The sequence below is a fragment of the Priestia endophytica genome (assembly GCF_026790145.1).
In the GTDB taxonomy this organism is placed as follows: Bacteria; Bacillota; Bacilli; order Bacillales; family Bacillaceae_H; genus Bacillus_I; species Bacillus_I endophytica_A.
Genome location: NZ_JALAMS010000034.1, coordinates 20,472 through 45,158 on the forward strand (window position 1 = coordinate 20,472; position 24,687 = coordinate 45,158).

Below are 24,687 nucleotides of genomic sequence, written 5' to 3' on the forward strand. Positions count from 1 at the left end.
AGGTTATCCTTGGATGAATAATTCAACTAAACAAGTAGCTCCGGAGCGTCAATTGAGGATGAAACATGTAGTAGCAATTGGTTTTGCTTATATGGCTCCTTTTGCCGTATTTGATACTTTTGGTATTGTCTCACATGTTACAACTGGACTTGTTCCCCTTGCTTATTTTATTGTGTTTATCTCCATTTTATTTACAGCTCTTAGTTATCGGAAACTTGTGCAAAAGTATCCAATAGCAGGTTCTGTGTATTTATATACAAAGAGAATTATTCACCCTTATGCCGCAATCCTGGTTGGATGGGTATCCTTTATCGCTTATTTAGCCTTACCTATGATTAACGCTTTACTAGCTAGTGTTTATTTATCATCAGGGTTTCCAAATGTTCCAAAGTGGGTGTGGGTCATTTCATTAATTACTTTTATTACTTTAATGAACTGTGTAGGAATCAAAATAGCGACAACCCTAAATACTTGGCTTGTTATCCTACAATTCATTGTTGTAATAGTTTTTATAGGTCTTTGTCTCAAAGATTTATTAAATACATCAGCTCAATTTATGCCTATTCATGATTTATTGCCAACACCTAATGAATTTCCTACTCTACTTCCTGGAGCAGCTCTCCTTACGTTATCTTTTGTAGGCTTTGATGCCATCACGAATCTATGTGATGAAACAGTTAGGCCAGAAAAAACGATTCCAAAAGCTATTATCTTACTAGCAATAGGTGGACTAGTCTTTTTCGTTACTGTTACCTATCTTATGCAATCTCTTTTTCCTAGTGCTAGTCAGTTTAATAATTATGAAGCAGCTTCTCCCGAAATTGCCGTTCATTTAGGTGGAAACTTGTTTCTTGCTTTCTTTTTAGGAGCAGCTTTATTATCTTGCATTGCTTCTGGGTTAGCATCACAGTTAGTCGCATCAAGATTTTTATATGCAATGGGACGAGATGGGGCATTGCCTAAGAGAGTATTCTCTTATTTGCACCCTCGTTCTAAAACACCTCTTTTTAATATTCTAATAGTAGGATTACTAGCAGCAACTGCACTTTTTTTAGATTTAGAAAAGGCAACAGCACTCGTTAATTTTGGAGCTTTCTCGGCTTTCACTTTTGTTAACATCTGTGTTTTATATGCATATTTTAAGAGGAAAAAGAAACCCGCTTTTTTGGAGAATTTCCTATTCCCTTTCCTTGGCCTAGTTTTTACTGGTTTTCTCTGGATAAGTCTTAATCCTTTTTCTTTACTTATAGGAGGCATTTGGACTTTGTTAGGGGTAGTTTATCTGACTAGTACAACGCGTTTCTTTAAGAAAGCACCTGTTGAGCTTCACTATGATGAACTAAGTGGCATGTAGGATCAATATGTATACATTCTTTAAAATGGGTTTCACATTTAGCTAATGGTGGAGATTCTAAATTACTTGTTATCCAACATCAACAGGTCACTGAAGAACAGCAAAAGGCTTCTGGTGTAAGGCCCTGCCTATCCACTGGTACAGAAGCTAGTGATGATCTCTTATACTTGATTTAAATCAATCGTTAGAACAGCATAAGTAGAGAATACTTCAAAACAGAATGATTGCTTTATTAACTTACGGTGTAAAAAGCAGGCAGTATCTCTAGGAAACTGCCTGCTTTTTCTATTTTATACTGAGGAAGCTTATCAGTTTCCTATTGTGTAAGACATATATTGTTTCACTGTCTTACCCTAGAATTGTAGTCATAACTTGTTTAAGCATTAAGTTAGGATTCACTATTCTCTCTTTTGTGCGCCATGCTACAAAACCATCTGGTCTTATTAATACAGCACCTTGAGAGGAAATATTGTACACTGCTTCCCAATTCCCCTCATACTCAACCAAATCACTCTCTGAACCAATGCCATAAACATCGATACAAATGCCTAGGTGAGAAGCTACATCCTCAGCAGCAGTGCGCCAACATTTATTATCTTCACCCGTTAATAGAACAAAATTTTCACCTATTAAATCTAAGGTAGATATATACTTATCTTGATACTTCAACCACATATGTGGAGCACGTGTACCTGGTTGTCCTTTTAGCTCTAATCGATCCATTCTATGTGTATTAAGTTTTTCCTCACTGATGGCTCCTGAACTATATTTATATCCTACTGTAATTGCAAGATGATCCATATTATTAAGATTGCTTACCCCTTTATTCACAGCACTAAATAACAAATCACTAGCATATTTCGTTGTTTCTTTTACAACATGATATCTTTCATCATGATAGGTTTGGAGCAATCTTGGATGTGCTTGTTTTTGGATGACTGCTGCCAGTTTCCAAGCTAAGTTATGAGCATCTTGAATCCCTGTATTTGAACCAAACCCTCCGGTAGGCGGCATAAGGTGAGCTGCATCTCCAACTAGAAAGACTCGCTTATCCTGAAAACGAGTAGCTGTCCTTTCTACAGCTGCCCAAGGTAAAATACTTAAAATAGCAATATCAAGATTTGAAACTCCTATAGCTTTTGTTATAATCTTATAGCACTCATCTTCAGAAAAATCCTCTGGGCACTGTCCCTTTGAAGGATCATAGGCTACATGGTAAATCCATTCATCACAATTATTAACTGTAATTAGCGCACCAAATACTTCTGGATTTAGAATTTGGTAGAAACCAAACTGGCTACCTTTCAGAAAATGACTTAGATTCGCCCGAAAATGGATATTCATATAATAGCCGCCTATTACACCTCTTCCCGTCGTTGGAATGTTCGTATGTTTACGAATTGTGCTTTTAGCACCATCTGCCGCTACTAAATAATCACTTCGAATTACTTCTTCTGTTCCTGTCTCTCGATCCCTTATAGTCGCGGTAACCCCTAAATCATCCTGTTGGTATTTTATAAGTTCAGTATTAAAGCGTATATGCCCTTTTCTTTGTTCAATAGCTTGAAGAAGGATAGGCTCTATCTCTGTTTGATAACACGATGCTGCCTTTGAAGGGCTAATTTTTTCAATACTTTTAGCTACCCTTTCGTCAGTTGCCTTTTGTACACTCTCTACCTTTTTTAACTTCGCTAGGTCTATATTTTGGAGTGTTTCCACAGCAATCCTTCCACGAATATGATCTAACGGTTTACTAGCAGTACGAATAGCTGACTCTAATCCAAGTTGTCGAAATAACTCCATCGTACGAAACGTAATTCCTCCAGCTTTTGGATGTATAGCCGTACTAGAATGCTTTTCAATGAGTAAATAATCAATGTTATAACGTGCTAAAAAAAGAGCAGAAGTGAGCCCACTGAGACCTCCCCCCACTATTAAAACAGAAGTATTCTTGTGTGTCATAAACATTTTCCTTTCAATCTTATATTTACCCATGGATACCACTGAATTCAGTAATCAAACTATAATATAAAAAAATATGAAATTGTAGACTTTTATTAAAGCATGTTTTATCATATAGATAGAGTACGCCCCAAATAAAGGGTACTTTTTTCATTAGCAAATAATGCTTATATTCTCATAAAAACGTGTAACGAATACATATTCTAGATAAACTACTCAAAAGCGCTGTGAGACATCGACTAGTCACATGAATATCTAAAAATCCCCCCTCCTCCCCCTAAGAAATTTCTTCTTTTTTAGATGTATACCCTCTATGCTTTTAGTTACCATAACCGCGATAATCAGACATGTTATCAAAAAAGCGAATCTGTATGAAAGCTTAAAAGGAGGGCAAACTATGAAAAAATAGTTTTTATACGGAGGAAAAAGAAATTGCAAGAAAATAACCATTTAACATCGGCTGAAATCGCAAATTTGTGGGCCCACTATATCCGTGAAACCTTATCTGCATGTGTAAATAAATATATGCTTCAAACAATCCAGGATCCTGAAATACATCAGCTCTTTCAATTAGCCTTAAAAATTTCATCTCAACATATCAAAACCTTAGAAAATTTATTTAACCAAGAAAAATTCCCAATTCCTAATGGATTTACAGAAGAGGATGTAAATCTAGATGCTCCTCCTCTATTTACAGACGTTCTGTGTCTTAAATACCTTCATATAATGACTACTCATGGCCTTAACGAATATAGTTTATCGTTTACAGCTTCCATACGGGAAGATATCGTCGAATTTTATCAACAATGTAATCTTGATGCGATGGAGATTTATAAAAAAGCGAAAGATCTTCTTATCTCAAAACAACTTTATCAACGACCACCTACATATGTAACACCAAAGAAAGTTAAGATTATAAAAAACTACAAGTATGTCACAAATATCTTAGGTAAACGTAGACCTATGAATTCCATTGAAAGCGGGCATATTTATTATAATTTAAGCAAAGCCATAACTGCAAAGGCCCTAATATTTGCTTTCAAACAAGTCGCTAAAGACCCAACAGTACGTAACCTATTGGAAAAAAGCCTACAAGTAAAAAATAAACATATCGAAGGATTCTCATCGTTACTAATCAAGGACAACCTTCATCTTCCTCAATCATTGGAGACAGAAGTTACAAATTCCACGGCTTCTCCTTTTTCAGACAAACTGATCCTTCTTCAAACTGGGTTCCTTTTTGGTGTAGCCGTAACTTACTATAATACTTCTGTCATTTCAAGCATGAGAGCTGATATTTCAGCACATTGTGAAAAGGCCGGGCTGAATAGTTTATGGATATATAGTCGTATTGGAAAAAGTATGATTGATCATAAGTGGATGGAAGAACCACCTAGAGCAGAAGATCGTAAAAAATTAGAGGATTAAATCTTTTTTTATGTCTAGTACTTTGAGGAAATCCTTCAAGTTGCTATAGGCCATCTTCCTTTACATAGGTGTATACCATTTACAATTTTAGTTCATTTCATGTTGCTTACAGAGAGCTATAAATTAGAAGAGAAGATTACATTTGTAACCTTCTCTTTCTCTCTACCTGAAAATATTTATTACACGCCTCTATCATCATTATTTTTTAACACAGGTATCCATATCTCACTTCTAAAAGTTGGTGACGTTACATCTTTATGTTCATTCCATAAAATTTCTGGTCCTTCTACTTGTTCATAATTTGAGGATGGAAACCATTCAGAATAAATTCGCCCCCATACATCTTGTAATGCCCCTGGGAATGGCCCAACTGCTTCGAACACTACCCATGTTAAAGCAGGTACTTCAAGTCTCGTCAGATTATCTGGACATTCCTTTGTTGTTGCCACACCAATATAATGGTCAAGCTCCCCTTTTTCCTCCATTCGCCCCTCAGAAAAATTCACGGATGCGCTAAGCAGTCCTAATGGTTCGACATTAGAAAGGTTTTTGAGTTTATTTATCGTTTCTTCATTTAAACTTTCCCACATAGCAGCAATATGTGGGTTAACTCCGTGAAATATGATCGGGACTCTTTCCTTAATACCCACTATACAAAATGCCTCTTTTTCTTCAATTCGATAGTTCATTTCATTTCCTCCTTTAATTGATAACTCGAAGGTCATTCGTGGATAGGCTTTAAGTGAATGGCCATTCTTTTTAGCTTCTGAAGGAGTTATCCCATGTAAATTTTGAAAAGCTCTTGTGAAAGAATCCGGTGAATTGTATTGGTATTTTATCGCAATATCAATAACTTTCATGTTACTATTTTTAAGTTCGAATGCTGCAAGAGTAAGGCGTCTTCGGCGAATGTACTCTGACAACGTAATGCCCGCTAGGAAAGAAAACATTCTTTTAAAGTGATATTCAGAACAAAAAGCCCGCCTTGCTACTTCTCTAAAATCCACATCGTTAGTTAGGTTCTCTTCGATATATTGTAAAGCTCCATTCATATTCCTAAGCAAATTCATTTATATGACCTCCTTATGATCAGAATAGCAGGATTTAAATTGAGCTATCCGACATTTTGTGCACTATTATGTAGGTTTTCTTCTTTCTATGCACCTTGAGCAGCCTTTCGCTATAGTTTTCCTCTATTACACGTAAAAAACTATCTGGTGTGAAGTGAATTCAAAAAAAGTTGGGCGCCTTTTAAGTACCCAACCCTTTTTAGAAAACGCTTCCTAATTTATCTTTCTTATATTATTCTAAGCGAAAAACGAATGTACATGTAATCACTTTGCTTTGAAAAGACCACCCTTTTCCCCTAAACTCAAACCTACTCTAGCCCCCTTACACACCCTTTAATATGATCTATTCATGGGGGTTATTCTTATTAATCGCCTCTTTATGGTTACATTGAGGAAAAGAAACACATCCAAAGAAACGCTCACCATTCCCATGACGTATAACTAGCGAGTTTTCACACACTGGACATGTACGAGGCTCTGGATTAACCTCTCGATAAATATCTTCGGCTGTATGTATCGGATTTACTTCTAGAATCAAAGCTTGAAGAGCATGACGGTCAAATAATTGCACATGACACACTTCGGCCAACACTTTAGCTTGCTTTGTAAAGAAACTATTCGTCACCACCCATGCTTCGTCAGCTTCATAATAGGCTTGAGCGCCATAGACTTCTCGAACAGCCGACTGGCTAACCTTGTTTTTAACGCTGTATCGTTTGGCTTGAATGACAATTTTCTTTTTCCCTTTCATAATTAAATCTGCCCCAAAATCTCCTGATTGAGGGGCAAGCTGTGCCTTATATCCTAACTGCTGAAATAAAGCTTTTAGATACATCTTAAATTGAAATCCGTCCATCTGATCAATGTAAGGAATCCCTGATTGCATTAAACACTTCAATGCTTGTCGTTTTAGTACCGTGCGATAGACATAGCGCATCAGTTGAAATAATACAATCAGGAGAAAAAAAATGATAAAGATAAATACGCTGTTTGCCATTTTGTGCAATCTCCTGTTCGTGTATAGATTTATCCCTTCTTCTCATTTGATGAAAAAGTTCTTGTTATCGTCTTTAAATGCTCTTCTTCAACTCCTCATTTTCATCTTTTTTAGGAGAATAGTAGATTGAAGCATGTAATTTTCTAATGATACCAACTTTGTAGTTCCTCTGGATTGATAATCTCCCTGAACCTTCTTCATTACAACTTAAATTTGAACAAATGTTGTATGTAAATTCATTAAGAACTACATTTCCTTTTCTTGTGCCTCCCTCCATATACGGGAGATTGGAGAAGATGAATTCTGAACACATTCTTTAACGATACATAAAAAATGGAGGATAGAGTACATCACTAGAACTCGCCTTTATCACATCTAGTACTATATTGAATGCAAAACGGACGCTGAACATAATAGCTAAAAAAACAAGCATTCAAGGAAATGAGTACTTGTTTTTCAGCAACCTTCTATTTGATTGACGTGAATTTGTTTATATTCTTTCCACACCTTCGGAATCTTTGTATCCATAGTCTGTTCCCTTAATGTTAATGAGAAGAAGGAAGGAGCCATACAGGAACCTCTCTTGGCAGTGATAAAAGATAGTGTGCATTGCATTCTTCTTTCGTAAAAGGCCCTTCAATAAAAGAAGCAAAGTATTCGGCATCTTCCTGACTTCTCGTACCAAATAACCCTTTAACACTATACTTTAGCATCTGTTGTGTAGCTTCTTCGCCGTATAAGTGCTGTAAAGAAGATAAATGAAGCACCGTAAGAGAGAAATTTACATTATATTTTCTTCCTTCTACTAGGAATAAAGGGAGATGGGGAACCTTGTAGGCTTGAGCTTCATCCATCAGAACATGGATGCCCTTATGATAGAATCCTTGTGCTTCAATCTCCTCGTATAATGTATTTAGCAAGCTGGTAAACGTTTCCTCTCTCTCTTCCTTTCCCTCTCTATGATCAAAATGGAGATAAACTACTGTTTTTTCTTTAACTAGCATCTGTGCTATATGTTTTATTGTTTCTTCATCTAACGAAAGAACACGATAATCCTTTACAATATACCCCTGTTCTTGCTTTTCCCCCTGTGTAAAATGATATCTTGTACCCCGAGGATCAAATACAAGTAAGCTTTTCTCTTTTTCTTCGAGAATATTTGGTAAAACATAAGTAGAAGTTTTTCCTGTAGCTACTTCTCCTATGACCAAAACATGTTTATTCTCTTCTAGTGAACAAGAAGTCTCTTTCTCTGTTACTGCTAATGTAATAACTGATTTCTTACTTTTATCAGTCTTCATTTTATTCTCCTCCTTATATCATAGAAGGGCAGTTGCTTTGCCCACTTCCTCTTTCACCACCTCCTTTTCTTTATGATCTTTTAGAAGGTAGATTTCCTCCAGCGTCAAATCCAATGCTTTGGCAATTTTTCGAATCGTTTCATACGTGGGGTACTTTCGATTTCCTCTTTCAAGTTGAGAAATCGTACATTGAGGAACCCCTGATACTTTCGCTAGTTCTAACTGAGTCCACCTTTTTTTCATTCTCTTTGCTCTGATAATATTAATCTCTTCCACCCCCTTAATTTAGAGCGATTATCTTTAAAGAACACTGAATATGTAGACCATCTAGTCATTGCCTACATGCTTTTGTTGAAGAGTATGGATGAATTTAGATTCTACTCAAAAGAACCCTTTTTTTAAAATTTATAACAAGTAACAAGTCTTAACTATATGGTATAAAGTTTATGCAATTTAAGGTAGTGTCATTTTTTAAGGCTCTACTTTCCAAAGGAGGGTTATAAATGCTCACCCCTTTTTTAGAGAAAGGGCTATAAAAAGTAGTCCCTTTATACATGAAATTATCCCAAAATAAAAAAGGTGATTACGCTTCATCGCGTAATCACCATAAACCTCCTGATTTCACTTTCCTTATCGCCTCTTTGGAATTAGAAACAGACATTTTTTTCAATATATTTTTAATTTGGTTTTTTAGCGTATTATCTGATTTCATTAATTTCTTTTGGATATCTCTTCGTGAGTGGCCTTGTTCTATCAGTTTATAAACTTCTCGCTCTGCATTAGTTAGATCTTTGAGCTGCTCTTCACTCTTCATACGTCGATAGTCTTGTAAAATAACTTCAACTGGATTAGATGGTTCATGATAAATGGAACGAATAATATGTGGTATTTTATGTACATCTTTTTTTAGAATATAATCCGTTGCTCCTGCAATGAATGACTTTTGAATGATATCTTCATCAGACATTGATGTTAACATTAATACTTTCCAATCACCACTACTCTTTAACTCTAATGCTGTGTAAATTCCATCCAAGTTATTATCCGTTAGATTAATATCGACAAGGAAAATATCAATATGGTCAAGAGCCTTCGATAAGTTAATAGCTTCTTCCTTTGTAGTGCCACACCCGACTAAAACGATATCATCTTCATTTCCTATAATTGTTTCCATAATATTTAACCAATCAATATCATCTTCAATAAGAACTACTCTAATGGGATTCATAAGCATCATCCTTTTAATGGGAACGTTAGCGTCACAGTTGTTCCCTTATTTAGTTCACTTTCAATGTGTAGATTACCATTACTTTTTAACATTACATCATAACAATAATGTAAACCTAAACCAAAGTTAGTCCCTCTTCTCCCTTTGGTTGTAAAAAAGGGCTCTGTGACATGTCTTAGATTTTCTTCTGATATACCACTACCATTATCCGTGAAAGAAACCGTAATCTGATTACTAGTGCCTTTAGTAATTACTATCCTTATGTTACCACTTCTATCCATTGATTCTATAGAATTTTTTATTATGTTTAAAAATACCTCTTTTGTATGAGTACCATCACAATAAGCATAGTTATTGGATTCATACACCTTTTCTACAGTTATACACTTTGCTTCAATTTCTTTTTGAACATAATTTAAACTTTCGTCCATTAATTCACTTAAATCACATGCACTTTTTTTAACTTGAATCTCTTGAGTTTGACTTTGCATTCTATCGACCATTTCGATTAAATGGTTAGAGCTTTTATTAATAATCTCAACTGCTTTTTGACACGAGGTATCAAGATTGTGACTGTGAGGTTGTATAATTTGCAGGCTTGAGTTAATTTTATAGATTTGGTTTTTAATGGAATGGTTTAATAAGCTTGTTCCTGAAGTAACGGCTTTACTTGTTTTTTCCCTTGCTTCTCTTTCATAACGTAATTTAATTCCATTTAATGATCCGCTCCCTAGAGCTTTCCATATAAAAATAAAAAACGAGATTATAAGAAAAAACACAACGTATCGCCAAATTTGATTACTACTATTAAAGGCTCGTACGATATAATTTAAAATCAAGGCCGTTAATATAACGGGAAACATGAGAGACAAGGTGATAAAACGACTCTTCTTCTTTTTTTCATCTTTCTCCGTCATATATGTGTAAATGTGGATAATACATGCAATACATATATAAGGGACTGCCCAATAGAGCATAGAATCAAAATCAGGGACAATGTCTGGAACATATACAGTAGTCTCAACCATAAAAGGGATTGGAATTAACAAAATATATTTCAAAGTTCTTATAACTTTAGATGTAAACCTCCCACTATAAACAACTGCATGCATTAAAATTCCATAAGGACAAAAATAAATAGATACAAAGCCCGTGAAAATCCTTAGACTATACAAAAAAGTATTAAGTAAATCAAAGTTCATACCATTCTTGTTTAAGGCCGGGATAAATGATTCTACAATTGCGCGCGATAAACCAGCTAATGACGAACATATTAGCAAAAATACGACCCATCTTAAAGATGGCGATTTAGGATCATAGCGATAACAAAGGATAGCAAATATAGCGCTAACCAAGAATAAAGCAATCATTTATTAATTCCTTCAATAGTTCTTACAATGTCCAAAGGTTCCTTCACTATATAATCCGGTTGGGCCTCTTGCAATAGCACCTCAAAATCATACCCCCATGTAACAGAGATAATTTTAATACCGCTCTTTTTACAAGCGATAATGTCCCGATGTTCATCACCAACAAATATAATGTTTTCTCTTTGAACATTATTACTTTTCACGTAACTATTAAGTGTGATATGGCGACCGAAGAAGCGATGAGATCTTAGAATTTCATCAAAATAATCCATGTCATTTAATTTTAGAAATTTTTTAATGTTTTCTTGCGAATTCGCAGAAACTAATATTAACTGAAACCCTGTTTCTTTTAAGGTTTTCAAAACAGACTTTATGTCATCAATGGGTTCTAAATGTGGAATCTCTTCTTTATATTTCTTCACGATATCAATTGTTAACATCGGGATCTTCCATAAAGGAACATTAAATTTCTTAAATCGTTCTTTAAAAGTGATAGTACGGATATAATCACTCTGTTCTTGGGGCATTTTAGTGTATTTATATTTATCTGCAAAGCTATTAAAAAGATCAAATACTACTTGCCCTGATTCTACAATTGTTCCATCAAAATCAAAAATTACGGTTTTAATCATTTTTCACATCCACTTTCATAATTCTTCTATGTTTAAACAGAACTTACATTATATATTTATAATACCATATTCTCCTTTTAATTCCGTTAAAATAATCTACTATTGTTTGGAGAAATCTTTTTAACAGGTGCTAAAGTTCTTCCCACTACAGGAAGTTAAATAAAAAAGGATTCATTAGCCAAATTGTTCACCTAGTATTATAAGGAAGAATTAAAACTAAAAAACCAAATCGTATTTGCAACGTGGATTAAAACCTTTGGTCAACTTATTAAAATGGTTAATTGCAAAAAGAACAAAGAAATGGAACTACTTATATACCTTGAATTTATTGGTTTCGTAGGCCGTATCTATGTTGTGAAGATATACTAAAAGCCTTAGTTTTCTTAAACCAAGGCTTTTTAATCTATTAATTCACATAAAATTAGCTGTAAGGATAAGTGCGCTTCCTAAATTACCTATCATTGAATGGTTAAGATACACACTACTTCTGCTTATTCTTCTTTTCAAGGCTTAAGCCAATCGCTACTCCAAAGCAAAGGCCCATTCCAATACCTAAACCAATATTATGAAACAGTGAGCCATATAAAGATCCAAAAGATAAACCAATACCTAACCATAGTGCTAAATAATTTGTACTTCTCTTTTTGTCTTCAGACAAAAAATCGCTCCCTTATATTATCATTTTTTCTTATAGTTACTAATACGGAGCAAAACGATATAGGTTTCATAGTTTAAAATGGATAGCATCGTTTTTAAGTCTTCATTTTGAATATGGTCCGTATAAGGAGCTAGCCAATTTAATGATTGCACTCTTAAAGATGCAACTGTTAGCCTGCATGATGATTAGTTTGTTTTCTAGAAAATAGATCTTTCATCGCACCTATAATGGCAGCGGGAAGTAAAGTGACAAGGAATACCGCTGTGAATAAATTGAATGTTGAATTTTCATATGGAACGAACTGTTCGGTAAACAATTTAGCTTTAGAGAATCTACCTAACACTGTTCCCTCGTCATCTCTGAAGTTCATTGACCATCCATTCTTATCACAAACGAAAAAGATTAATTGCAAAACGAGTAATGCTATAAGGGGGCGTACCCATTCTCGTTTTAAAATAGCACGTCCTTTTTTTGGTTTATTTTTCATTCTACTAGTACTCCTTTTCATAATCTAAAATGAGCTAAATTCCCCTTCTTCAATATACTTTATAGTCAATATAAATTATAACAAGTTTTACAAAAAAAGTAATATACAATCTAGAATAAAACTTATATATCACACACACTTACCTTCTTTCCCTACAAATGCAGCGATTCTTTTTTAAGGAAGGAAGCGGAATATAGTAAAAAACATAAAAACAAAAGTCTCTTTTATCAAAACAAATAATTATCTTATTGTTATGTTTCTTAATCAACATAAAAACCTTTCCTCTTCAGTGTCAACTATGACATGACTGAAGAGAAAAGGTTCCTTCAATGTTTAATTCTGACTTTACAAATTGACAAGCTCGATAGAAAATTAGACTTTTTCTATTGTTTCAGTAAAGCTAACTTGTTTTTATTTATAGGGGTATACTATTTGTAAACAAGTGCTCTTATAATATAAATCGTTCGAGAAAAGGTGACTACATCGTTTCTGCTAATCTCCAAATTGCAAACTCTTGATTTTTATGTTTTTCAGCAGCCGTTAACTCCCCATTTGCTGTATCAAGAACTCGCCTATAAATTTCCTCCCCTATCTCTTCGATAGTATTAATCCCTTCTACAATTTTCCCTGCATTTACATCAATATGTTCAGCCATAATTTCATACAACTTAGGGTTTGTGCCGATTTTTATAACAGGTACAATAGGTGAGCCTGTAGGTGAGCCTTTACCAGTGGAGAATAACACAACTTGAGCTCCACCTGCTGCAAGTCCTGCTACAGATTCAACATCATAGCCAGGTGTATCCATAAAAATAAATCCCTTTTCAGTTGGGGGTTGCGCATAATTGACAACTTCCATTAGTGGTGAATCTCCCCCTTTTTTTATACAACCTAATGATTTTTCTTCTAAAGTGGTTAGGCCTCCAGCCATATTGCCTGGCGTAGGATTTGCAGACCTTATATCCTCTCCAGTGTCTCTAATTCTCTTCTCGTAATCTCTTACAATGTTAAGGAAGTCTTTTGCTACCTGGGATGTGACCGAACGATTAGCTAATATATGTTCCGCTCCAATTGCTTCTGTTGTTTCCGCTAGAATACTAGTTCCGCCATCTTTTACAAGGGTATCTGAACAAACTCCTATTGCAGGATTTGCCGTAACTCCTGACCAAGCATCAGACCCCCCACACTCAAGTCCAATCGTTAACTCCGTAATATTGATGATTTCTCGTTGTTCCTGTTTACTCCGTTTTAATGCTTCTTCTAACCATAATTGTCCTTCTTTAAGAATTTCAGTGATTGACTTATCCCTATAGAAATAAATAGCATGAACATGATGGCCCTCATTTTTTAAAAGCTCAACCATTTCTTCAGCAGGGTCTCCTTTTCCCATTCCTAAAAATAGTGCGGCACTTACATTCGGGTGTCCAGCAGTTCCTTTTAAAGTTCTCATTGTCTGTTGAAGGTCTTCTGGAAATTGCGCTTTTCCCGTTTGATGAGCTACAGGAATAACTTCTGGTACAAGCTGTGCTAGCTTTTTCGTGAAACTAGCTAACTCGCCTACCGTATTAATCACAATAACATGATTTCGAACTCCTATTTTCCCGTTCCTTCTTCTATATCCTTCAAATGTTTTCACAAATTTTTACCTCCTCCATAACTTTCTACCTATTGATTAGTCCCCTACCTTTTTTATGCATGAAAAGAAGTTGATTGTTTGAGTATATCTAATCGCTCTTCTTCTTTCAGTCCTCGAACATTTGATGTATGAACATGGTATCCTTCATAGATTGCTTCTGTCGTAATTCCCATACATTCTCCATACTTTATAACTTTCTCTTCTTTCCTAATAAAAACAGTTGCAATTTTATGTCCATAAGGAATGTTCTCCATCACTTGTAATTTATCGTCTTTCCCTTTAATAGAAAGATACTCTCCTTGCTTGATATTCGTTAGCGCCACGGCAACGTTATCAGCTTCATTTAACTTAATTGCATTGAATTTTTGAATCACTATATTCCCCTCATTTCTTTATTAAAATGTAGTTCCTATATGAGGGATAGCAAACTCGCCTAAGCCAAACTTTTCAAGACTCGTTTGCTTCCCAGAACAAATATCTATCATCATCTCAAGCACTTTTTCCACGTGATTAACATTTATATTTTCTGAAATAGTATAGTCCGTCAGCTCATCAAAAGATTCATGAGAATTCTCTGGGGTAATCATCATACAAGGTAGTGCAATGGAACTAGCGAGTAAACCTCGATCGCTTACAACCATCACCATGTTACAGCCGCTTGCAGCCATATTTGATAAGGCTTCTACTAAATTACTTGAAACGGTTAATAGATGAAGACCTTTTTGATTAGGTTGTTCCGTATAGTTAAGCCAATTTTGAATAGACTTAGAGCCTGTTAGACACGCCTCAACAGCAGCATAAGATTTCTCTGATGGTGAAAATGTGTCACCATCACTTGACGTGTTCTTAATTTCTTTCCATCGCCTACGTTTTAATCCCTTTCCTGCTTCTTGAAGCCTTTGTTGTAACTTTTCACTTATTGCCCGTTTAGACAAGAGGGCACTTGCTGGTTCTAAAGATTTTGACATTCCTACAATCACTGTTGCCTTGTGGTCAACTAAGGTATCTATAACACTTCCAATCACAGATGTTACTTTAGTTAATGATTCTTCATCTATATCAATAGCTAATACACCTACGGTTAGAGAAGATAGAGGCACCTCTACTCTTTTTTCCTTTTCGACTTCCTTTGCCCATCTTTCCACAATTGTGCTTCCCTTAGTTACTGTATTGCTACCTCCAGCTAATTGTTGAATTCCAATTCCTTCAATAGGTTTTGTTTTAATGGCGCTCTCAAGAAGCCCGCTCACTTGGTTTGTTTCACATCCTAGTCCTATAAAAAGGGTTGAATGAAGATTAGGATTCGAGGCTACGCCTAGCAACGTATTTTTAGTTAATTGAAAATCGTCTCCTAATTGAGCACAGCCATTTGTATGAGTAATAGGGATAGCTGCGGGTACTTTGTCTGCAATCTCTTTTGTAATAACACTCGAACAGACGACTGAGGATACGACTCCAATATAATTTCTGATTCCTACCGTTCCATCATTCCGTGCAAACCCCTCAAAAGAATAGCTCATATTTAGCTCACCTTTCTTTTATAAAAAATAATGAAATTTTAATTTGAAGTCTCTTGTCATCATTTGCATGCTAACTAAGATCAGTTGGAGGCATTTTACCGCTAACTTTTATTTTGTTGGTAGAATGATTTTCTACTTTTCCATCAATCCCTCTTTTTCTTTGATATTTATCAGCTAAAATAACAGCAATCGGAACAAGGACGGCTGTACTAATTGAAGCAATCGAAATTTGTGCTGTAGCGACACTAGCTGTACTTTGGTAGGTTTGAGCTTCTGCAGCTGTCATTAACCCTGTGCTACTTGCTACACTAGCTGCTGCTGCAATAGCCGCAGGGGTTGCTACTGCATTTCCAGCCGTTGATGATTCTGCCCAAGGTGCAATAACGCTTTTTTCTCGGAATACTTTAAAAGTAAGAGCCATTACTCCTCCTGAAATAAATACTGTCATGAGAGCTAAAGCAATGCCAGCTCCCACTACTTCAGGATTGAAAAAATTAGATAGATTCATTCCTGCTCCTAATGTAAAGGCAAAGAACGGAATAACAAGCGATTCTCCAGCAGATAAGAAAGCGCGGATTTCACTATCAAGGTTTCCTAATATCATCCCTATTAAAATAGGCAAAAGGACGGCAACAAAAGCGATGATTGGAAAGTTAGCTCCCATCATCCCAAGCGCCATTAGTGTGAAAAACGGACCATCATTAAGTGAGAGAACAGCCGTCGCCCCTACATCAGAACGATTCCCATATTGTCCTGTTAAAGCAGCGAACATTCCGCCATTTCCATTTGTCATAGCTGCAATGATTGCCATTGTGGATAATCCAAGGAAGCCATTGACTGGGTCGGACATATAGCCCCAAAGTAAACCAGTTCCAAGTCCAGCTAAATATTTAGAAGTAGTCAATAAAACCCCTTTTTTTAAAGCTCGCCCTCCCACCTTAAGGTTCATTTGACTACCGGCACAAAACAAAAACAATGCACATAATGTAAGGGCCCCATCCTTAAATAGAGCTTGTGAGAATCCCCCTATTTTAAAAAACTCATAGTAGCCCTCTTCTGTAGGAGCAACCCCTATACTCTTCAAGAAATTCATAATAAACGGTAAGTGAAGTTGATCAATTGTATTTATTAAAGCACCAACAAACAGCGGAACAACCATCAAACCACCAGGAACTTTATCAATCCTTTGCTTGATTTTCATCGCTTTAATCAATCCTCCAATTTATAAAATCTTTCTTTCGAACTCGAGGCTTAAAGCTTAACCAATTGGCACAAGTTGATATTTGTTAACGCCTACATATTGATCTTTAATAAACTAACTTAATGCTTACCTGCTGTTGAATTTACATAAGAGGGATGCTTTTTCACAGAATTGTTCAGGGTTCCGATTCTTTCAATTGTAATCGACAACTCATCTCCTTCTTTTAACCATACTTGTGGAGTTCTGCCTATTCCTACTCCAGAAGGTGTACCTGTTGCAATTACATCACCAGGCTTTAGCGTCATTGATTGTGATAAATATGAGATAATGTATGGAATCGTAAAAATCAAATTTTTTGTATTTGATTTTTGCATTACTTCACCATTTAAAGTCAGTAAAATGTCTAAATTATGAGGGTCCTCTATTTCATCTTTCGTTATAATATAGGGACCAATCGGCGCAAACGTATCCGGTGATTTTCCGCGTGTCCATTGATTATCTGCAAACTGAAGGTCTCTTGCGCTTACGTCGTTCATAATTGTATAGCCAAAAATATACTCATCTGCTGTTTCTTCTGTAACACATTTTGCCTTATCCCCAATAACCACTACTAATTCTGCTTCAAAGTCCACTTGATCCGAATTAACAGGGAGCTCAATAGCATCGTTATCTCCAATAATTGCATTTGCGTATTTTGAAAAAATGACGGGCGTTGGAGGTGGATCCATCTCTGTTTCTTTGCAATGATCAAGATAGTTTAATCCAACACAAATGATCTTTTCTGGCTGTGAAATAGGAGGAATGATTTCTACTTCTGAAAGAGAAAATGTAGTTTTTATACCGCTTGTTCCATGGTTTTTATGATATTCTATCAACTCTTTAATATAAGGAATCATAGTATCATGATTTTGAATCAACGTTTCCATCTTATTCGAAAGAGTAGAACGGCTTGCTACTTTATGTTGATACAAATCATGAAGAATTGTTAAATTCACAATCTTATTGTCTTGTAAAACACCTACATACGTATGGGACTGAGAACGAAATGATAGAAGTTTCATATTTTTTCTCTCCAACCTTTAAAATTTTTTAAACACCGCTCTGATATTTCCACAGAGCATAAAAACTCGTAAATTACTCCTTTATGACTTTAAGCTATGGGAGAAGAAACTAGTGTGGGAATACCGAGGTCTTTAGTGCCGAGTTTGGATGTTTTCGCTTCTGGGCAATAGCGCTCAATCATTTGAATCCCTAATACAGCACGGTGGACTCGTTCTTGCACTAATGAAATGTTGGTTGCTTCCCATTGCTTTCCTGAAGGATACACATCTGGATGATTACGAAGCCCAAATTTAATATATACGGGTGCCAGAACGCGAATGATTTCAGGTATTTCATAGTATCTTAGGAACCCACCAAAGTTGTTTGGAACTTCAACATATAAATCAATTGGTATATCAATGGATTGACGAATGGAGGCAAGTTTAGCTAAAGTGAGGGCTGGTGGAACATTATAAGTGTCTGCCCCTAAGTTCTGCATCAACTTTACGGAAACTGGATTTGCTGATCCCATTTGCACTGAAACCTTTACAACAAAATCTTCTGGAAGGTGACCTTGCTTTTTCATTTCTTTTGTAAGCAATAAAAGTCCCTCATCTGCAATAAGAGCACCACGAAGACCCAAATTGGCTCCCCTTTTCAAGTCTTCCATTGCATAAACTAACTGATCAGCCCCTTCATGACGTAAACCCTGGGCCTTACCAGCGGATGTTAGAGGACCTGCGCTAATATCCCACGTTCCCCTTGGCCCAACAAACAAGCTTAACTCCATTCCTCTTTTGGCAGTTAGTTCACACATTTGTTTGATTTCATCATCTGTAAGAAGCATAATTCCGCTTCCTTGTGAGATGCGATGAATCGTTAATCCATAACGATCAATCTCTTTTAACATCTCCCTTAAAGCAACGGGACCTTCCGTACTAGGAAGTTCTATACGGTACTGAGCGCCATCTGGAAATGTCTTTGTAGAAGTTGGAAGGTCTCTTAGATCTGTTGAAGGATAACCTAAACTTTCTAATAATTCCCGAGATTCTTTCATAGTCCTATTCCTTCTTCCTTTTTAAATTTTTTTAGGGATAGCGAGAAGGTTTATTTTTATAATGTTCTTTATCTAAATAATGTTTGTATAGAAATGTTCCTCTTCTTAAACTTTGAATACGCTTTCATTTTTTGAGATAGAAATTTAAGAAGTCTCTTAAATTTCTAGTAAAAAGATCTATTACTCAATATTTTGTTTTACCTTTCCTGTATAGCCGGCAAGCTGTGATAAGCGATAGGCTAGTTTTATAATTTCTTCTTGTGCAGCGTCTTTTTTTACATTCCAACTATTCTCTAACATTGTAAAGCTCACACCAGCAATTATCTTGTTCTCAAAATTATAAATCGGGGCGGCTACACAGTGAAATCCAATTGCTGCTTCCTCATTCTCAGTAGCATACCCTCTCTGTTTTGCTCTTTGGACATTATCATAAAGTTCCTCAATATTTGTAATTGTATTTGGTGTCTTTTTCTCTAACTTATGAGAAGCATAGATTTGTTTTAGTTGTTCTTTACTATATTGGATAAGCTGTATTTTACCGATAGCAGACGCGTATGCCGGAAAACGCATGCCAGGATCTGTTACAAGACGGACTCTTGAATCTCCTTCCATTTTTCCTAAATACACCACATCTCCTTCTTTTAGAATACCTAACTGGATATGTTCATTAATACTTAAGACAGATGAACTCGCCTCTTTATAAAAGACTTGCAGAATATCAAACTGGTGAAAGTATCCTGCACTAAGTGCTCCTAATGAATGTCCAAGTGAATAGGTATCTCCTTTTTCTTTAGTAATCCAACCTAAAATTTCAAGCGTGTTTAATAAAGAGTATAATGAGCTTTTGCTAATTTCTAGCTTTTTAGATAAATCAATTAAACGTAGCTTTTTTGGATGTTCACTAATTTCTTCTAGTACTTTGTGTGCTCTTTCTATTGCTGGGACCCAATACTTTTCTTTCATAAATTCTTTTTCACCTTCTAGTTTAGTTATAATTACAATCAGGTTCATTATAGAGAACTAGGTTCTGTACTTAAAACTAATCCAATTATAACATATTATTTTGAAATTTCAATTAATTATAACCATTTTTCCTAAAATAAAAAAATGAGCAATGCCTATTGTGTGAAAAAAATTTGCTGTCCCTTCCCTTTTCCTTTATCACCACTGTATATCATACTTTTTACATCTTACAAATAGAGGGCTGGCGTGAATCATAAAATATGAGATGACATGTGGAAATTAGGAGATTTTTTAATAAGAAAAACTCTCTTTGGCAATAGGAAGTTCTTTCTGTTTTTCAGCTGTATCTAATATTGATTTCTAGCTGAAGTAATCTAAGTTCTCAGAAATGTATCTTTAAAATATTCTCTAATTCAAAAGACAGCACCTACTAAATAGGTGCTGCCTTTTACAACTCTTAGGTTCATTTCTTTATATTCATCCTCTTTTTGTAGAAATTCCACTGTAGCCATGGCATGAGTAGTATGTATATACCCAGGGATTTTTATAAAGAGGAATGGAAAAAGTTTATCAAATATTTTAGAAAAGAAAATAGAGAGGTAATTTATAACGTTTCTAACATAAAAAGCAACCAAGACTTTTAAGAAGTACTTGGTTGCTTAATTAACCCTGGATATATTGATGGAACAAAATCCAATCTATATAGGAAAATCCTTCCGAACGCAAATTCGTTTTACTTTTTAGGGGTGTTGACTAGAGGTTAGCTAAATAATGTTTTAATTTCAACGAGGCATCTTAATCTAACATGTTTTGCAAATATCTTCTAAAATATATAGGGATTTTTATTCAAATTTATGAGGATTACAATTGAAAGTCTTTTCAGATACTTTAATTGATCCTGTTGGGCATCCTTCTAAAGCATCCATCATATCATCTACCAATTCATCAGGTATAATAGCTGTTCCTTCATTATTATCTAATCTAACAGATGCAATACCTTCTTCGTCATAATCGTAAATGTCAGGGGCAGCAGCCCCGCATGCTCCGCAACCAATACAAGTTTCTCTATCTATAATTGTATACTTTTTACACATCTTCATTTTCCTTTCCCCTCTCTCAGCACCCTGTTTATTAGCATGCCTTTCTAAATAAGATTTAGAAATCTAAGATAATGTCGATAGTTTTCATTTATCTATTTTCATTGAGGAATTCCATAATTCTTGAATTAAACACTTTAGGTTCTTCTTGATAACACAAATGTCCAGATTTTGGAATAATCACAAACTTGGAGTTTATTAGTTCCTCATGAATAGCCTTTGATTCGTTTACAGGAGTAACAGTATCAAGTTCGCCACAAACAACAAGAACAGGAACTGTTATATGAGATAACAAACTCATTTGATTTAGATGATAAAGTGAATATGCTACTGAACGATATCCTGCCTGTCTTACTTGTGACATAATCTCTTTTACTCTCTTATACACTTCTTTTGAAGCATAAGGAGATAACAATGCTTTTATTCTTTTATCTGCTATCTCCTCTGGAGAAAGATTTTCAATGGAAAATAATCGATTTTCTAACTTCCTCTTATTCTCTTCTTCATTCAAAGTAGCAGCCCCTCTGGTCGGGTCCGCTATAATAAGTTTTTCAATTCTATTAGAATAAAAGTTACAAAACTCTATTGCAATGGCTGCCCCCATTGAATGACCGAGAAGATAGATTTTTTCTAGCTTTAGCTCATCTATCATGCCTTTCAAAATGTGGGCAAACTCTTCAAAAGATCTCAATTCTTCAGCTGGATCTGAACTTCTCCCATAACCTGGAGCATCCCAAGCAATCACCTTATAATTATTTTTTAATTCACGTATTTGTTCTTTCCACGACTGTGAATTGTTGCTCATTCCATGAAGCAATACTAATGGCTCTCCATTACCTTCTATCTCATAATAAATATTTAAGTCTTTTACTTGTACATAAGGCATAATACAAGTCTCCTCTATTCATTCTAAATTTTAAGAAGGATATTTAATTCTTAATTTTCAGAATCCAAATTCTTTACTTTTCTATAAAAAAAGGTTAACTCCCATAATATTTAACCAAGTCCCCGTACTGCCAATCCGCCGTCACTAGAAATGACTTCACCTGTAATTGCACGTGACTCATCAGATGCTAATAACACATACGCTGCAACGTGATCTTCTGGTAGCTGAGCAAGTTGAAGAGGGTTTCGTTTTTTTATGTTACTTGCTTTAGTATCATTATCTATAATTTTCACAAATGGACTTAGCGGTGGAATGACTGATAGTTCTGTCAGCGTGCCTCCTGGTGCTACTGCATTGACTCTTATATGAGGGGCAAGTTCGAAGGCAAGCTGGCGCATTAGTCCGATTTGAGCGTGCTTGCTCGCTGTATACCATACACCACCACCATCAGGATAGAAACTTGCACCAGACACAGAAAAAATCATATTTCCATTTGTTTTTTTCAACTCTTCAAGTGCTGCTTTTGCTCCGAAAAAAGAGCCTTTCACATTAATATTAAGAAGAAAATCATATGCTTCAGCAAGTGCATGAGGAGGCACATCGGCGAATTTAGCAAATCCATCAAATACACCAGCATTAGCAATAAAAACATCTAGCTTGCCGAATTCGCTAACAGTAGCTTGGACAGCTTGATCATTGTCTTCGTAATTACTGACATCTCCTTGGTAGGTAAGAATGTTCGTTCCAAATTCTTCTTTCATTTTTACTAGCTTTTCCTTAGAGCGGCCCATAATGCTCACTTTTGCTCCTTCTTGTATAAAACGGCGTGTGACTGCTTCCCCTATCCCCGAAGCTCCGCCTGTAATCAACACTACTTTATCTTTTAGCATCATTGCCATTGGACACAACCTTTCTTATTATCTTTTATACATAACGAACTGTTATACAAAGATGGCAAGGTTTCTTGTATTTATTGTTGTTTGATCTACAATAAATACACGCTTTGAAAGTTTCCATTTTCCATCTTCAAATGCAAACTCATCATTTCGTTCACCAGAGATTAAATCATGGTGAATATCTTTGCTTCGGCTTCGATAAATAAGTAAATAGCTTTTTACGACTGCTTTTTCTCCTTCAACAAAATCTTTAACACATACATTGCTAACAAAACGGCGTGTTCTTGAAGGAGGAATTTCCGCCCATGCATAGTCCGTTTTTAAACGTTCTACACGAAGCTTTAGCAACTCAATATCATCATTAAATGTGAACATATCTGTTGAATAGTCTGGACGCTCTGTTCCTTCTTTATTGACACGTACAGGCATTTGATAACGCAAACTAGAATGCATTAAGCTAAACCAGTCATCAAATTCAATATCATCAAGTAATTGTGCTTCATGATATAACCATTGTTCAAACTCACATTTCACTAGCATTTTTTCTATATTCATTTTTCCCTCCTCCTCTCGCTTATCACTTTGTCATTAGTTCCATCCAGTATTTATAAAAATTACGCTGATTTGCTTCTGTAAATTTGTCATCATAAGTAACACCTGGTCCAATAAATTCAACAGGTTCACGATGCAAACCCATTGTGTAGTTATAAGTTAATTTCTTTTGAAAAGGCATAGCACCTTGGGCAGCTTCTGTAATATCTGTAAATACTTCTGTATCATCTTGTTCAAAAATTCCGGACGGACTAAATGTCAAAATAAACGAATCTCTTGAGCGCTCTTTCCACTCTTTTGGGGCATTCTTTTCAACAAACATCCAAGCAATCACTTCCATCTTATTAAGACCAATTGGCCGCCACATTCTTACAGAAGTGTTAGAGATTAAATGATCTTTTATTTTTGTATGTGAAATTAAAAACGATAAGTTTGGAAAAACATTTCCAATCATATTTTTTAAGTTTGATAGCACTTCATATTGTTCTGGGGACAAATTTCTTTTATACTCATCTTTTAATTCTTCAGGAAAAGCAAAGTCTGGGTTAGGGGTTCCGAGGTTTAGACCATGTCCGTTTTCTGTATGAATTTGAAAACCGCGTTTGGAATACGTTGCATTTGGCACCATTCCTAATTTCGCAATTGAACCATGTGTAACCATCGTATGGTAGGAATCACCAACAAAGTTATCAGAACCAACTTTCCAGTTAGAATGAACAACAAATCGTTGCGGAGCTCCCACTACTTCCATTTCGGCACGTCCTACAAGGATATCTAAATACCATCTGAAGTCACCTAGAAAATCTTCAAGCGGTTCTGCATGATCATTCCATGTTCCAAATAAAAGGCCTTTGTAAGATTCAAGTCTCACTTGATGGAGCCCCATTTTAGAACGGTCTATCTTTCCGCCATAAGTATCTTTTTGAAGAGGAACTCCAACAAGATCACCAGTATTTTTAAAACTAAATCCATGATATGGGCATGTAAATAAAGATTTGTTCCCTTTATCAGCTCGACATAGTTTCATGCCACGGTGGGTACACATATTATAAAAAGCATGAATTTCATCATTACTATCACGTGTAATAATAATGGAGTATCCGGAAAGTTCACGTGTCATAAAGTCGCCTTTATGAGGAACTTCGGATTCATGACCAACAAAAACCCACGTTTTTAGAAATATTTTTTCGTGTTCTAAATCATAAACCGTTTGATCGCCTAAAAGGTAAGCTGGAATAACTCCTTCCTCAGGTTTGACTGTCTCATTCAAATAGTTAATAACTTGCTCTTTCGACATTTCCTCTAAAGGTCTATCTGTTTTAATCATTCTTATCCTCTCCCCCTCGATGAG

General features: G+C 35.5%; 24 protein-coding genes. 2 read left to right on the forward strand and 22 right to left on the reverse strand.

Annotation, left to right across the window (positions count from 1 at the left end):
• The first annotated feature begins 13 nt into the window (after positions 1-13).
• A complete protein-coding gene (locus MOC86_RS21180) occupies positions 14-1,354 on the forward strand; it encodes an APC family permease (RefSeq protein WP_268585965.1) in 1,341 nt (446 codons plus the stop codon).
• A gap of 348 nt (positions 1,355-1,702) precedes the next feature.
• Here the strand turns inward: MOC86_RS21180 and MOC86_RS21185 are convergent, their stop codons facing one another.
• Complete coding sequence (locus tag MOC86_RS21185) at positions 1,703-3,316, reverse strand: FAD-dependent oxidoreductase (RefSeq protein ID WP_268585966.1); 1,614 nt, start codon at positions 3,314-3,316, stop codon at positions 1,703-1,705.
• A gap of 432 nt (positions 3,317-3,748) precedes the next feature.
• Here MOC86_RS21185 and MOC86_RS21190 point away from each other — a divergent pair, with 432 nt between their 5' ends.
• On the forward strand, positions 3,749-4,744 hold the full coding sequence (locus MOC86_RS21190) for a DUF3231 family protein (RefSeq protein ID WP_268585967.1): 996 nt from the start codon (positions 3,749-3,751) through the stop codon (positions 4,742-4,744).
• 179 nt (positions 4,745-4,923) lie between these two features.
• On the opposite strand, the gene MOC86_RS21195 is transcribed toward MOC86_RS21190, so the two are convergent.
• The 21 genes from MOC86_RS21195 to MOC86_RS21295 all read right to left on the reverse strand — a co-directional run bounded on the left by MOC86_RS21195 (position 4,924) and on the right by MOC86_RS21295 (position 24,663).
• Positions 4,924-5,814: an AraC family transcriptional regulator gene (locus MOC86_RS21195; protein ID WP_268585968.1), complete on the reverse strand. Its 891-nt coding sequence runs from the start codon at positions 5,812-5,814 to the stop codon at positions 4,924-4,926.
• Positions 5,815-6,157: 343 nt separating this feature from the next.
• Complete coding sequence (locus tag MOC86_RS21200; protein WP_268585969.1) at positions 6,158-6,811, reverse strand: restriction endonuclease; 654 nt, start codon at positions 6,809-6,811, stop codon at positions 6,158-6,160.
• A 545-nt stretch (positions 6,812-7,356) separates the two neighbouring features.
• Positions 7,357-8,112, reverse strand: a complete 756-nt coding sequence (locus tag MOC86_RS21205) for a type IV secretory system conjugative DNA transfer family protein (RefSeq protein WP_268585970.1) — start codon at positions 8,110-8,112, stop codon at positions 7,357-7,359.
• An 18-nt stretch (positions 8,113-8,130) separates the two neighbouring features.
• Entirely contained in the window at positions 8,131-8,388 is a 258-nt protein-coding gene (locus tag MOC86_RS21210) for a helix-turn-helix domain-containing protein (RefSeq protein WP_268585971.1), read from the reverse strand.
• 325 nt (positions 8,389-8,713) lie between these two features.
• Positions 8,714-9,340 carry a response regulator gene (locus MOC86_RS21215; RefSeq protein WP_019391033.1) on the reverse strand — a complete coding sequence of 209 codons (627 nt, stop codon included), beginning with the start codon at positions 9,338-9,340 and terminating at the stop codon, positions 8,714-8,716.
• 5 nt (positions 9,341-9,345) lie between these two features.
• Positions 9,346-10,710, reverse strand: coding sequence for a sensor histidine kinase (locus tag MOC86_RS21220; protein WP_268585973.1), 1,365 nt, complete (start codon positions 10,708-10,710; stop codon positions 9,346-9,348).
• Complete coding sequence (locus tag MOC86_RS21225; protein WP_268585974.1) at positions 10,707-11,342, reverse strand: HAD-IA family hydrolase; 636 nt, start codon at positions 11,340-11,342, stop codon at positions 10,707-10,709. Before MOC86_RS21225 ends, MOC86_RS21220 begins: the two co-directional genes overlap by 4 nt.
• 481 nt (positions 11,343-11,823) lie before the next feature.
• Positions 11,824-12,000, reverse strand: coding sequence for a glycine zipper family protein (locus tag MOC86_RS21230; RefSeq protein ID WP_268585975.1), 177 nt, complete (start codon positions 11,998-12,000; stop codon positions 11,824-11,826).
• 169 nt (positions 12,001-12,169) lie between these two features.
• The gene (locus MOC86_RS21235) at positions 12,170-12,487 is read right to left on the reverse strand and encodes a YfzA family protein (protein WP_268585976.1); all 318 of its coding nucleotides are present in this window, start codon (positions 12,485-12,487) and stop codon (positions 12,170-12,172) included.
• Positions 12,488-12,965: 478 nt separating this feature from the next.
• Entirely contained in the window at positions 12,966-14,123 is a 1,158-nt protein-coding gene (locus tag MOC86_RS21240) for a UxaA family hydrolase (protein WP_268585977.1), read from the reverse strand.
• 53 nt (positions 14,124-14,176) lie between these two features.
• Positions 14,177-14,497, reverse strand: a complete 321-nt coding sequence (locus tag MOC86_RS21245; protein ID WP_268585978.1) for a UxaA family hydrolase — start codon at positions 14,495-14,497, stop codon at positions 14,177-14,179.
• 21 nt (positions 14,498-14,518) lie between these two features.
• Positions 14,519-15,643 (reverse strand): UxaA family hydrolase, encoded by a 1,125-nt coding sequence (locus tag MOC86_RS21250; RefSeq protein WP_268585979.1) that lies wholly within the window; start codon positions 15,641-15,643, stop codon positions 14,519-14,521.
• Positions 15,644-15,713: 70 nt separating this feature from the next.
• Positions 15,714-16,844: a 2-keto-3-deoxygluconate permease gene (locus MOC86_RS21255; protein WP_268585981.1), complete on the reverse strand. Its 1,131-nt coding sequence runs from the start codon at positions 16,842-16,844 to the stop codon at positions 15,714-15,716.
• 119 nt (positions 16,845-16,963) lie between these two features.
• The gene (locus MOC86_RS21260; RefSeq protein ID WP_268585982.1) at positions 16,964-17,905 is read right to left on the reverse strand and encodes a fumarylacetoacetate hydrolase family protein; all 942 of its coding nucleotides are present in this window, start codon (positions 17,903-17,905) and stop codon (positions 16,964-16,966) included.
• A gap of 89 nt (positions 17,906-17,994) precedes the next feature.
• Positions 17,995-18,942, reverse strand: a complete 948-nt coding sequence (locus tag MOC86_RS21265; RefSeq protein WP_268585983.1) for a U32 family peptidase — start codon at positions 18,940-18,942, stop codon at positions 17,995-17,997.
• Positions 18,943-19,122: 180 nt separating this feature from the next.
• Positions 19,123-19,905, reverse strand: coding sequence for an IclR family transcriptional regulator (locus MOC86_RS21270; protein ID WP_268585984.1), 783 nt, complete (start codon positions 19,903-19,905; stop codon positions 19,123-19,125).
• Between the two features lie 842 nt (positions 19,906-20,747).
• Positions 20,748-21,005 carry a ferredoxin gene (locus tag MOC86_RS21275; protein WP_268585985.1) on the reverse strand — a complete coding sequence of 86 codons (258 nt, stop codon included), beginning with the start codon at positions 21,003-21,005 and terminating at the stop codon, positions 20,748-20,750.
• A gap of 88 nt (positions 21,006-21,093) precedes the next feature.
• On the reverse strand, positions 21,094-21,888 hold the full coding sequence (locus MOC86_RS21280; RefSeq protein ID WP_268585986.1) for an alpha/beta fold hydrolase: 795 nt from the start codon (positions 21,886-21,888) through the stop codon (positions 21,094-21,096).
• Positions 21,889-21,998: 110 nt separating this feature from the next.
• Positions 21,999-22,787 carry an SDR family NAD(P)-dependent oxidoreductase gene (locus tag MOC86_RS21285; protein WP_268585987.1) on the reverse strand — a complete coding sequence of 263 codons (789 nt, stop codon included), beginning with the start codon at positions 22,785-22,787 and terminating at the stop codon, positions 21,999-22,001.
• A gap of 42 nt (positions 22,788-22,829) precedes the next feature.
• The gene (locus MOC86_RS21290; RefSeq protein ID WP_268585988.1) at positions 22,830-23,339 is read right to left on the reverse strand and encodes an aromatic-ring-hydroxylating dioxygenase subunit beta; all 510 of its coding nucleotides are present in this window, start codon (positions 23,337-23,339) and stop codon (positions 22,830-22,832) included.
• A 22-nt stretch (positions 23,340-23,361) separates the two neighbouring features.
• Positions 23,362-24,663 (reverse strand): aromatic ring-hydroxylating oxygenase subunit alpha, encoded by a 1,302-nt coding sequence (locus MOC86_RS21295; protein WP_268585989.1) that lies wholly within the window; start codon positions 24,661-24,663, stop codon positions 23,362-23,364.
• Positions 24,664-24,687 lie beyond the last annotated feature (24 nt).

Excerpts from the sequence above, each read along its gene's own strand:
- MOC86_RS21180 (WP_268585965.1), top strand. The coding sequence starts at position 14 with ATGAATAATTCAACTAAACAAGTAGCTCCGGAGCGTCAATTGAGGATG.
- MOC86_RS21185 (WP_268585966.1), bottom strand. The coding sequence starts at position 3,316 with ATGACACACAAGAATACTTCTGTTTTAATAGTGGGGGGAGGTCTCAGT.
- MOC86_RS21195 (WP_268585968.1), bottom strand. The coding sequence starts at position 5,814 with ATGAATTTGCTTAGGAATATGAATGGAGCTTTACAATATATCGAAGAG.
- MOC86_RS21200 (WP_268585969.1), bottom strand. The coding sequence starts at position 6,811 with ATGGCAAACAGCGTATTTATCTTTATCATTTTTTTTCTCCTGATTGTA.
- MOC86_RS21205 (WP_268585970.1), bottom strand. The coding sequence starts at position 8,112 with ATGAAGACTGATAAAAGTAAGAAATCAGTTATTACATTAGCAGTAACA.
- MOC86_RS21215 (WP_019391033.1), bottom strand. The coding sequence starts at position 9,340 with ATGAATCCCATTAGAGTAGTTCTTATTGAAGATGATATTGATTGGTTA.
- MOC86_RS21220 (WP_268585973.1), bottom strand. The coding sequence starts at position 10,710 with ATGATTGCTTTATTCTTGGTTAGCGCTATATTTGCTATCCTTTGTTAT.
- MOC86_RS21225 (WP_268585974.1), bottom strand. The coding sequence starts at position 11,342 with ATGATTAAAACCGTAATTTTTGATTTTGATGGAACAATTGTAGAATCA.
- MOC86_RS21235 (WP_268585976.1), bottom strand. The coding sequence starts at position 12,487 with ATGAAAAATAAACCAAAAAAAGGACGTGCTATTTTAAAACGAGAATGG.
- MOC86_RS21250 (WP_268585979.1), bottom strand. The coding sequence starts at position 15,643 with ATGAGCTATTCTTTTGAGGGGTTTGCACGGAATGATGGAACGGTAGGA.
- MOC86_RS21255 (WP_268585981.1), bottom strand. The coding sequence starts at position 16,844 with ATGAAAATCAAGCAAAGGATTGATAAAGTTCCTGGTGGTTTGATGGTT.
- MOC86_RS21260 (WP_268585982.1), bottom strand. The coding sequence starts at position 17,905 with ATGAAACTTCTATCATTTCGTTCTCAGTCCCATACGTATGTAGGTGTT.
- MOC86_RS21265 (WP_268585983.1), bottom strand. The coding sequence starts at position 18,942 with ATGAAAGAATCTCGGGAATTATTAGAAAGTTTAGGTTATCCTTCAACA.
- MOC86_RS21270 (WP_268585984.1), bottom strand. The coding sequence starts at position 19,905 with ATGAAAGAAAAGTATTGGGTCCCAGCAATAGAAAGAGCACACAAAGTA.
- MOC86_RS21275 (WP_268585985.1), bottom strand. The coding sequence starts at position 21,005 with ATGAAGATGTGTAAAAAGTATACAATTATAGATAGAGAAACTTGTATT.
- MOC86_RS21280 (WP_268585986.1), bottom strand. The coding sequence starts at position 21,888 with ATGCCTTATGTACAAGTAAAAGACTTAAATATTTATTATGAGATAGAA.
- MOC86_RS21285 (WP_268585987.1), bottom strand. The coding sequence starts at position 22,787 with ATGGCAATGATGCTAAAAGATAAAGTAGTGTTGATTACAGGCGGAGCT.
- MOC86_RS21290 (WP_268585988.1), bottom strand. The coding sequence starts at position 23,339 with ATGAATATAGAAAAAATGCTAGTGAAATGTGAGTTTGAACAATGGTTA.
- MOC86_RS21295 (WP_268585989.1), bottom strand. The coding sequence starts at position 24,663 with ATGATTAAAACAGATAGACCTTTAGAGGAAATGTCGAAAGAGCAAGTT.